Source organism: Bradyrhizobium sp. 142 (assembly GCF_023074015.1).
Lineage (GTDB): Bacteria > Pseudomonadota > Alphaproteobacteria > Rhizobiales > Xanthobacteraceae > Bradyrhizobium.
Window position 1 is genome coordinate 1 of record NZ_JADPKQ010000523.1, and the last position, 8,768, is coordinate 8,768.

Below are 8,768 nucleotides of genomic sequence, written 5' to 3' on the forward strand. Positions count from 1 at the left end.
GTCCGGGACGTGCTTTGCTGGTCCGCATTCCCCTTGGTCGCGGCCCTTCGCTCCACCAGCTCCTTTCGCAGATCGCTCTGCCTCGTTCGCCGGCTTCGCCGCTACTGTGGCCACGTCCGACTTCCCGCGTTCGTTCGTCATCGGCTTCGGCTCCTCGCCTTCCCGATGCGGACCGAAGGCGCATGCCGCCTGCGGTCGAACGCGGGACCTCCCAGGTTCCGGCGCGGTCCCTTACTGCGTGATGGGGTCTTCGACCACGGCAGAGCGTCAGCCCCTCGCATAACGGGACCGCACATGTTGCCTTCGACGTTGCTTACCGCCTCGGCCTCTGCGAGTTTCTGTCTTTCGCGGCTCAATAGCCACCCCACAGCATCGTTGTGTACGCTTCGCTGCCGCCGTCGCCGACGACACACCGGGCGCCCGCTACGGCTTACCCGGACCGGACTTCCACCGGTTGGACCGCGCCAGCTTGCCTGGCGCACAAGCAATCCAAAGTCCCACTGCGGAAAGGTTCTGGATTGCTTCGCTGCGCTCGCAATGACGGCGGATACGGCAACAGCAGCGTATCACAACGTACTTGGGGTCCCCTGACCGCTGGATCGGACGCCAAGCAGTTCAATGTCCGCCCGAGCGGCCATATCCTGTCTGATCCATATTGACTCCTCCCAAATTCGTTATACAACATAACTATTCTGACAAGGACGCAAATGACACAGGGAAACGCCGAGACCGCAAACGCGGGTGCCTCCGGGCTGCTCAGGATCGAGCGGGCGGACAGGGTTTTGACCGTGGGTCTGAACCGCCCCGCCAAGCGCAATGCGCTGAACGATGGCATCATCCTGGAAATCGGCGAGTGCTTTGCGTCCCTGCCCGAGGATATCGGCGCGGTCGTGATCCACGGCATCGGCGATCACTTCTCCTCCGGCCTCGACCTGTCGGAACTCCAGGACCATGACGCCACCGGCGGGCTGCTGCATTCGCAGATGTGGCACCGGGTGTTCGACCGTATCCAGTACAGCCGCGTGCCCGTGGTCGCCGCACTCAAAGGCGCGGTGATCGGCGGCGGGCTGGAACTGGCTTGCGCGGCGCATATCCGCGTCGCCGAGCCCTCGACCTACTTTGCACTGCCCGAGGGCCAGCGCGGCATCTTCGTCGGCGGCGGCGGCTCGGTGCGGCTGCCGCGGCTGATCGGCGTGGCGCGGATGATGGACATGATGCTGACCGGACGGGTCTATTCCGCGACCGAGGGCGCCTCCTACGGCTTCGCGCAATATGTCACGGAAGCCGGCAACGGGCTCGGCAAGGCGCTGGAGCTTGCGACCAAGGTCGCCTCTAATGCGCCGCTGACGAATTTCGCCGTGATCCAGGCGCTGCCGATGATCGCGGAAGCCAATCCACAGACCGGGCTGCTGATGGAGTCGCTGATGGCGACGGTGGCGCAGAGCGACAAAGAGGCAAAACGCAGGATCCGCGAGTTCCTCGAGCACAAGACCGCCAAGGTGAAGCCGAAGTCATGAGCACCCAGCCGTCCTCTTCCAGCACGGAGCGCGGCGTGAGCAATTTCCCGCTGCGGCCCATTTCGTTCGGCGATCCCGTCGTCGACATCGAGCGGCGCGCGGACGGCACGATCTATCTGCGGCCGAAGCAGCCGCTCGGCGACTATCCCGTCCGCATTACCGACCGCCTGCACCATTGGGCGAACACAACGCCCGACCGCGTCTTCATGGCGGAGCGCGAGGGCGGCCGCGGCTGGCGCAAGATCACTTATGCCGAGCTGCTTGGCGCAAGCCGGCACATCGCCTCCGCGCTGATCCAGCGCGGCCTGTCGGCGGAGCGGCCGGTCGTGATCCTCTCCGGCAACTCGATCGACCATGCCCTGCTTGCCTTCGGCGCGCTCTACGCCGGCATTCCGTTCTGCCCGGTGTCGCCGGCCTACTCGCTGGTGTCGAAGGACTACGGCAAGCTGTCCTACCTGATGAAGCTGCTGACGCCCGGCCTCGTCTTCGCCGAGGACGCCGACAAATTCGCCGACGCGCTGTCCGCCAACGTCTCGCTCGGCACCGAAATCGCCGCATCCTACGGCACGGTGCCGGGGCGTGACGTCACGATGCTCGCCGACCTCATGGCGACGCCGGTCCGCAGCGATCTTGACGAAGTGCACGGGAAGATCGGCCCCGACACGATCGCAAAGTTCCTGCTGACATCAGGCTCGACCGGCAATCCCAAGGCGGTCATCAACACCCAGCGCATGATCTGCGCCAACCAGGTGATGCTGCGCGAGACGCTCGCCTTCCTGAAGGACGAGCCGCCGGTCATCATCGACTGGCTGCCCTGGAATCACACTTTTGGCGGCAACCACAACATCGGGCTGACGCTCTACAACGGTGGCTCGATGTATCTCGACGCCGGCAAGCCGGTGCCCGGCGGCATCGAGGAGACCGTGCGCAATCTCCAGGAGATTTCGCCGACGGTCTATTTCAACGTCCCCAAGGGGTACGAATCGCTGCTGCCCTATCTGCGCGACGACCAGGGCCTGCGCGCAAAGTTCTTCGACCGGCTGCACGCGATGTTCTTCTCGGGCGCCGCGCTCTCGCCCTTCGTCTGGAACAGCCTCGACGAGCTCGCGGTCAAGGAGAAGGGCTATCGCGTGCCGATGCTGACCGGCCTCGGGGCGACCGAGACCGCGCCGTTCTTCATGTCGGTCAATCCGCGCACCAGCCGCTCCGGCCATGTCGGCCTGCCTGTCTCTGGCAATGACGCAAAACTGGTGCCGAACAACGGCAAGCTCGAGGTCCGCGCCAAGGGGCCGAACGTGATGCCCGGTTACTGGCGCCAGTCCGACATCACTGCAAAGTCCTTCGACGAGGAAGGCTTTTACAAGCTCGGCGATGCGCTCAAGCCGGTCGATCCCGATGATTTCAATGCCGGCTTCGATTTCGACGGCCGTATCGGCGAGGATTTCAAGCTCGCGAGCGGCACCTGGGTCAGCGTCGGACCGCTGCGTGCGCGCCTCATAGCCGCCTGCGCGCCGCTGGTGCGTGACGTCGTCATCGCCGGCATCAACCGCGACGAGGTCTCCGCACTGGTGGTGCTCGATCTCGACGGCTGCCGGCTGGTCAACCCGACGCTGCCGGCGGACGATCTCACCGTTACCGCGCGCGACCGCCTGGTGCGCGAGGCCTTCCGCGAGCGTCTGACCGCCTTCCTCGATTCCGCCACCGGCTCCTCGACGCGGATCACCCGCGCGATCCTCCTGGAAACGCCGCTGTCGATCGACAAGGGCGAGGTCACCGATAAGGGCTCGATCAACCAGCGCGCAGTGCTCGAGCATCGCAGCCTCCTGATCGAGGAGCTCTATGCTGCCCATCCATCGGACCGTGTGATATCGGTCGGCTAAACAAAACACCGCCACAGGAGAACGCCATGTTGTTAAGGGATCAGGCAGTCATCGTCACCGGCGGCGCATCGGGGCTCGGCGCGGCGACTGCGCGCAAGCTGGCGGCGCAGGGCGCCAGGGTCGCGGTGTGCGATCTCAATGCCAAGCTCGCGGAGAGCGTCGCCGCCGAGATCAAGGGCGTGGCCGTGACCTGCGACGTCTCCGATGCCGCCTCCGCCGAAGCCGCCATTGCGGCGGCCACGAAGGCCCACGGCCCGGCGCGCGCGCTGGTCAACTGCGCCGGCATCGGCGTGGCAAAACGCGTGGTCGGCCGCGACGGACCGATGGCGCTCGCGGATTTCGACAAGGTGATCAAGGTCAATCTGATCGGCACCTTCAACATGCTGCGCCTCGCCGCAACCGAGATGTCCAAGCTGGAGCCGCAGGCGACCGGCGAGCGCGGCGTGATCATCAACACGGCCTCCGTTGCCGCTTATGACGGTCAGATCGGCCAGTCGGCGTATTCGGCGTCCAAGGGCGGCATCGTCGGCATGACGCTGCCGATCGCGCGCGAGCTCGCGCAGTTCGGCGTCCGCGTGCTGACGATTGCACCCGGCCTGTTTTTGACACCTCTGCTCGCGAACCTGCCGCAGGAGGCCCAGGACTCGCTCGCCGCCGCGATCCCATTCCCGCGCCGGCTCGGCCATGCCGACGAGTTTGCGGCGCTCGCGCTGCACATGGTCGAGAATACCTACCTGAATGGCGAAGTGGTGCGGCTCGACGGCTCGCTGCGCATGGCGCCGAAGTAAGGTCAATGAAGTAGGGCGCGACGCATGTTCGTGAACCGGCGAGAGGTACAGATTCAGTGGGGTGATTGCGACCCCGCCAACATCGTCTACTACCCGCGCTATTTCGCGATGTTCGACGATTCGACGTCGATCCTGTTCGAGGTCGCCGGTTTCTCCAAACAGGACCTGGTCCACAAATACGGCCTGGTCGGCATCCCCATGGTCGACACGCGGTCCAAGTTTTACGTCCCCTCGACCTATGGCGACTGGATCACCATCGAGACTAGAATCGAGAGCATCAAGCGCTCGAGCTTCGAGGTGAAGCACAACGTCTACAAGGGCGAAGCGCTGGCGATCGAGGGTTTTGAGACCCGCGTCCTGGTCGGCCGCGATCCCGTTAACCCCGACAAGCTGAAATCGGCACCGTTTCCGCCGGAAATGGTAGCCAAATTCACGGGGAGCCAGGTCCGGAGCTAAATCGCCGCATCACCAAAAGAGGGGCTGAATTACCCCCCGATTTCTGCTTTCAAAGAAACACGTAAAGGGAGGAATAAATGAAACGCTTTTACCTGACCGCCGCGATCGCTACGGCCACGCTTGCGCTGCCGGGGCTGCCCGCGCTGGCCCAGACCAATGAAATCACCATCGGCATCACCACCACCACGACCGGCCCCGGCGCCGCGCTCGGCATTCCCGAGCGCAATGCGCTGGAGTTCGTGCCGAAGGAGATCGGCGGCGTGCCGCTGAAAGTGATCGTGCTCGACGACGGCGGCGATCCCACCACAGCGACCACCAATGCCCGCCGCTTCGTCACCGAATCCAAGGCCGACATCATCATGGGTTCGGCGCTGACGCCGCCGACGATCGCGGTCTCCAACGTCGCCAACGAAGCCGGCATTCCGCATTTTGGCCTCGCGCCGTTCCCGATCACGCCGGAGCGCATGAAGTGGTCGGTGGCGATGCCGCAGCCGATCCCGATCGTGGGCAAGGTGCTGTACGATCACATGAAGGCCAAGGGGGTGAAGACCCTCGGCTACATCGGCTATTCCGACAGCTACGGCGACCTCTGGTTCAACGATCTGAAGGCCCAGGCAGTCCCGATGGGCATCACCATCGTCGACGAAGAGCGCTTTGCGCGCCCCGACACCTCGGTCACCGGACAGGTGCTGAAGCTCGTCGCCGCCAATCCCGACGCCATCCTGGTCGGCGCCTCCGGCACCGCAGCCGCACTGCCGCAGACCGAGCTGCGCGAGCGCGGCTATCAAGGTCTGATCTACCAGACCCACGGCGCCGCCAGCATGGATTTCATCCGCATCGCCGGCAAGGCGGCGGAAGGCGTACTGATGGCCTCCGGTCCGGTGATGGACCCCGAGGACCAGCCGGATGAAGCCGCGACCAAGAAGCCGGGCCTTGCGCTCAACGCGGCCTATGAGGCCAAGTACGGCCCGAACAGCCGCAGCCAGTTTGCCGGCCATTCCTACGATGCGTTCGAGATCCTGAAGCGCATCATTCCGGCGGCGCTGAAGACGGCCAAGCCTGGCACCCCGGAATTTCGCGAGGCGATTCGTCAGGCGCTGCTGTCGGAAAAGGAGCTGGCTGCGAGCCAGGGCGTCTACAACTTCACCGAAAAGGACCGCTACGGCCTCGACGACCGTTCGCGCATCCTGCTCACGGTGAAGAACGGCAAGTACACGCTCGTGAAGTAAGCGCGGCAACGGTTTTCAAGACGACGAGAGCCGGCCCGATGGGTCGGCTCTTTTTTGCCTTTGAGATCGAGTTGCGCCCCGGGTGTCGCCGCGCTCCCTCTCCCGCCTGCGGGAGAGGGCTGGGGAGAGGGTGCCACCTCGTTGGGATTGTCGGAGGCGTTCCGAGAAAGTCCCGTCGCTGAGGAGCCCTCACCCGCCGCGCTCTACGAGCGCGTCGACCTCCCCCGCAAGCGGGGGAGGTGCATCGAGCCCGTGGCGGCACTGAACACTCACGCCGCCTGCCGCAGCGGCGTCCAGGCGAACTCGGGATAATATGTGTCCATCATGCGGTCGACATAGGCAGTGAGGTTTAGAAACCCTTCGGCGCGCTCACGCAGGCGCGATTCGAAGAACGGCGTCAAAATTCCGGCGAGTACGCCGAACGCGGTCGCATCCATGCCGCTTGGCTTGCTGCCCATCAGATAAGCCTTGCCGCCGAGCTGCACCGAGAGCGCGAACAGCGAGCGCAGGGCGAGATCGACGTCGTCGTCGGGCGCGTGGCGGCCGAGGCCGGAGAGCAGGTAGTTCTCGGCCACACGGAATTGCGCATCCTCGCGCAATTTTTCGCGATTATGCTCCGGTGCACCGTCGAAGAAATGCGCAGGTCCCTTGGCGAAGTTGACCGGATCGACCCAGCGTGCGCCGACCAGCGCCCAATAGACGTGGCTCTCGATCATGCGCTCGAACGCCCAAGCCTGCGCACGCTCGGCAAGCGTCAGCCCGGCGTCGAAGTCGAAGCCGTAGCGGCGCTCGATATGAGCACGGATGAAGGTGGAATCGGCCACCGCCTCGCCGCCATCGTCGATGAAGGGCAATTGTCCCTTGGGCGAGGCCGGCGGCATCGCCCGCTCCTTCCGGTATGGCAGTCCTGCCATCTTGAGCTGCACCTCCGTCTTGGTGACGAAAGGGCTGATTTCCGGCAGGCCGAAACCGGTGCCAAAGCCGTAAAGTGTGATCATGCAATTCTCCCGGACGCGACAGAGTTGATGGAACCTATCGACCGGCTGCTGCCACCATGGTGGCAGCAGCCGTGATATGTTCTGCGAAACGGGCCCCCCGCCAGGCGCGTCCCATGACATGACGAACGACGTGGCGGACCAGCGCATCCGCCGCCGGTGCTACCGTGCGCGTCACCACGCTCAGGAGCGCAAAGCGGAGGTCAACGGCCATGAGATCGAGGGACACGAGGCGACCGAACACCCAGGCGTGCAACGAAGCCTGGGCCCGCCACAGCGGACCGGCCGCTACGAAATGGGTGGGAATGATCATGGACAAATCCTCTTCAGTCGAAGCGTTGTCCCGGTATAGAACTCCCCTGCTGCCAACATCCTGTCAGCATCCACGCGCCGTTTCTTAATTCGCCACTGCAAAGAGAATTGCCATGAGACGCGCCGACCGGCTGTTTCAGATCATCCAGGTGCTGAGGCGCACTCGCAAACCGCTGACGGCGGATGCGATCGCGGCCGAGCTCGAGACCTCGAAGCGCACCATCTATCGCGACATCGCAACGTTGATCGGCCAGCGCGTGCCGATCCGCGGCGAAGCCGGCATGGGCTACATCCTGGAAAAGGGTTTTGATCTGCCGCCTTTGATGCTGACGCCGGACGAGATCGAGGCCGCGGTGCTGGGGGCACAATGGGTTGCGGGCCATGCCGACGCGACACTGGCGCGCGCGGCCGAAGACCTGATGGCCAAGATCGCCGACACCGTGCCCGAGCGCCTGCGTCCCTTCGTGCTGGAGCCCGCGAGCCGCGCGCGGCCGAGCTGGAACAAGGAGCCGGACCGCCTCGACATGGCACGTACGCGCACCCAGATCCACGAAGGCAAGAAGATCATGCTGCGCTATCGTGACGAGCAGGGCCGCCCGAGCGAGCGCATGATCTGGCCGATTTCGGTCGGCTATCTCGAAGCGGTCCGCCTGCTCGCGGCCTGGTGCGAGCTGCGCAGCGATTTTCGCAGCTTCCGCACCGACCGCGTGGTGGATGCGACCTATCTCGACGAAAGGTATCCGGAGCGGCGCGACGTGCTGCGCGCGAAATGGCGGCAGAGCCTGGTCTGGGGCCCGCCGAAGGATACGTGAGAACGATGGACGAAACATCCACCACCATCGACCTTTCGAGCTGCTGCCAGAGCTGCGGCGCCTGCTGCGGCTATTCGGCGAACTGGCCGCGCTTCTCGATCGAGACCGACGAAGAGCTTGCTGCTATCCCGGAAAAGTTCGTCAACGAACGTCAATCGGGCATGCGTTGCGAGGGGGATCGTTGTTCGGCGTTACAGGGAGAGATCGGAAAATCGACCGCCTGCGGCGTCTACGCCGTGCGGCCGGAGGTGTGCCGCACCTGCATGCCTGGCGATGCCGAATGCGCGATGGCGCGGCGGAGATTCGGGCTGCCGGCCATCGAGGCGGCTAGCTACTTTCCGGCGCAAAATTCGGCGGCCTTGTGAGGCAGCCAGAATCGCTTGGTGTGGCGAAAACTGCAAGGTCGAACGGATTGGCGTTGACTTGAAGCGGCAGCATTGATTCATTCCGAAGAGGGCCGCGACTACCTCTCGCTTAAGCTCGACGACCCCTCGTTCAACGCGCCGATCTACGCGAACCTGTTCGACGACGAAGGCGGTGAGGGCTACACCCTGCTCTGGTCGCGGCCCCGCAAGAACGGCGAGTGACATCGCCCCAAGCCCCGCCGGGTCCTCCGGGTGGGGTACTTCGCGGCTGCCTCAGGCGGCTTACGATTTGCTAAGCCGCGCCGCCCGCTTGAGGCGCGGCCGACCTTGGTTATCGATTTACGGAACGGATTCGAAAGAGTATCCGGAATTCCGACGGACAACGGAGGTCTGGATTGCGACCAAACCATGGCG

At 64.5% G+C, this 8,768-nt stretch carries 9 protein-coding genes and 1 pseudogene; 8 read left to right on the plus strand and 2 right to left on the minus strand.

Annotation, left to right across the window (positions count from 1 at the left end; all coding sequences use genetic code 11):
- The first annotated feature begins 707 nt into the window (after nucleotides 1–707).
- The 5 genes from IVA82_RS46785 (at nucleotide 708) to IVA82_RS46805 (ending at nucleotide 5,870) form a co-directional block, all read left to right on the plus strand.
- Nucleotides 708–1,517 (plus strand): crotonase/enoyl-CoA hydratase family protein, encoded by an 810-nt coding sequence (locus tag IVA82_RS46785; RefSeq protein WP_247383724.1) that lies wholly within the window; start codon nucleotides 708–710, stop codon nucleotides 1,515–1,517.
- The gene (locus tag IVA82_RS46790) at nucleotides 1,514–3,397 is read left to right on the plus strand and encodes a feruloyl-CoA synthase (RefSeq protein WP_247383725.1); all 1,884 of its coding nucleotides are present in this window, start codon (nucleotides 1,514–1,516) and stop codon (nucleotides 3,395–3,397) included. Before IVA82_RS46785 ends, IVA82_RS46790 begins: the two co-directional genes overlap by 4 nt.
- Before the next feature lie 26 nt (nucleotides 3,398–3,423).
- Nucleotides 3,424–4,185 carry an SDR family NAD(P)-dependent oxidoreductase gene (locus tag IVA82_RS46795; RefSeq protein ID WP_247383726.1) on the plus strand — a complete coding sequence of 254 codons (762 nt, stop codon included), beginning with the start codon at nucleotides 3,424–3,426 and terminating at the stop codon, nucleotides 4,183–4,185.
- 24 nt (nucleotides 4,186–4,209) lie between these two features.
- Nucleotides 4,210–4,641: a thioesterase family protein gene (locus tag IVA82_RS46800; protein ID WP_247383727.1), complete on the plus strand. Its 432-nt coding sequence runs from the start codon at nucleotides 4,210–4,212 to the stop codon at nucleotides 4,639–4,641.
- A gap of 77 nt (nucleotides 4,642–4,718) precedes the next feature.
- On the plus strand, nucleotides 4,719–5,870 hold the full coding sequence (locus tag IVA82_RS46805; RefSeq protein ID WP_247383728.1) for an ABC transporter substrate-binding protein: 1,152 nt from the start codon (nucleotides 4,719–4,721) through the stop codon (nucleotides 5,868–5,870).
- Nucleotides 5,871–6,139: 269 nt separating this feature from the next.
- Here the strand turns inward: IVA82_RS46805 and IVA82_RS46810 are convergent, their stop codons facing one another.
- Nucleotides 6,140–6,868 carry a glutathione S-transferase family protein gene (locus IVA82_RS46810; protein WP_247383729.1) on the minus strand — a complete coding sequence of 243 codons (729 nt, stop codon included), beginning with the start codon at nucleotides 6,866–6,868 and terminating at the stop codon, nucleotides 6,140–6,142.
- A 34-nt stretch (nucleotides 6,869–6,902) separates the two neighbouring features.
- The gene (locus IVA82_RS46815; protein ID WP_247383730.1) at nucleotides 6,903–7,178 is read right to left on the minus strand and encodes a hypothetical protein; all 276 of its coding nucleotides are present in this window, start codon (nucleotides 7,176–7,178) and stop codon (nucleotides 6,903–6,905) included.
- A 112-nt stretch (nucleotides 7,179–7,290) separates the two neighbouring features.
- Here IVA82_RS46815 and IVA82_RS46820 point away from each other — a divergent pair, with 112 nt between their 5' ends.
- The 3 genes and pseudogenes from IVA82_RS46820 to IVA82_RS46830 all read left to right on the plus strand — a co-directional run.
- Nucleotides 7,291–7,989, plus strand: a complete 699-nt coding sequence (locus IVA82_RS46820; protein WP_247383731.1) for a YafY family protein — start codon at nucleotides 7,291–7,293, stop codon at nucleotides 7,987–7,989.
- Nucleotides 7,990–7,994: 5 nt separating this feature from the next.
- The gene (locus tag IVA82_RS46825; protein WP_247383732.1) at nucleotides 7,995–8,354 is read left to right on the plus strand and encodes a YkgJ family cysteine cluster protein; all 360 of its coding nucleotides are present in this window, start codon (nucleotides 7,995–7,997) and stop codon (nucleotides 8,352–8,354) included.
- Nucleotides 8,355–8,435: 81 nt separating this feature from the next.
- Nucleotides 8,436–8,576, plus strand: a pseudogene (locus IVA82_RS46830) (DUF736 family protein); the annotation flags it as partial.
- Nucleotides 8,577–8,768 lie beyond the last annotated feature (192 nt).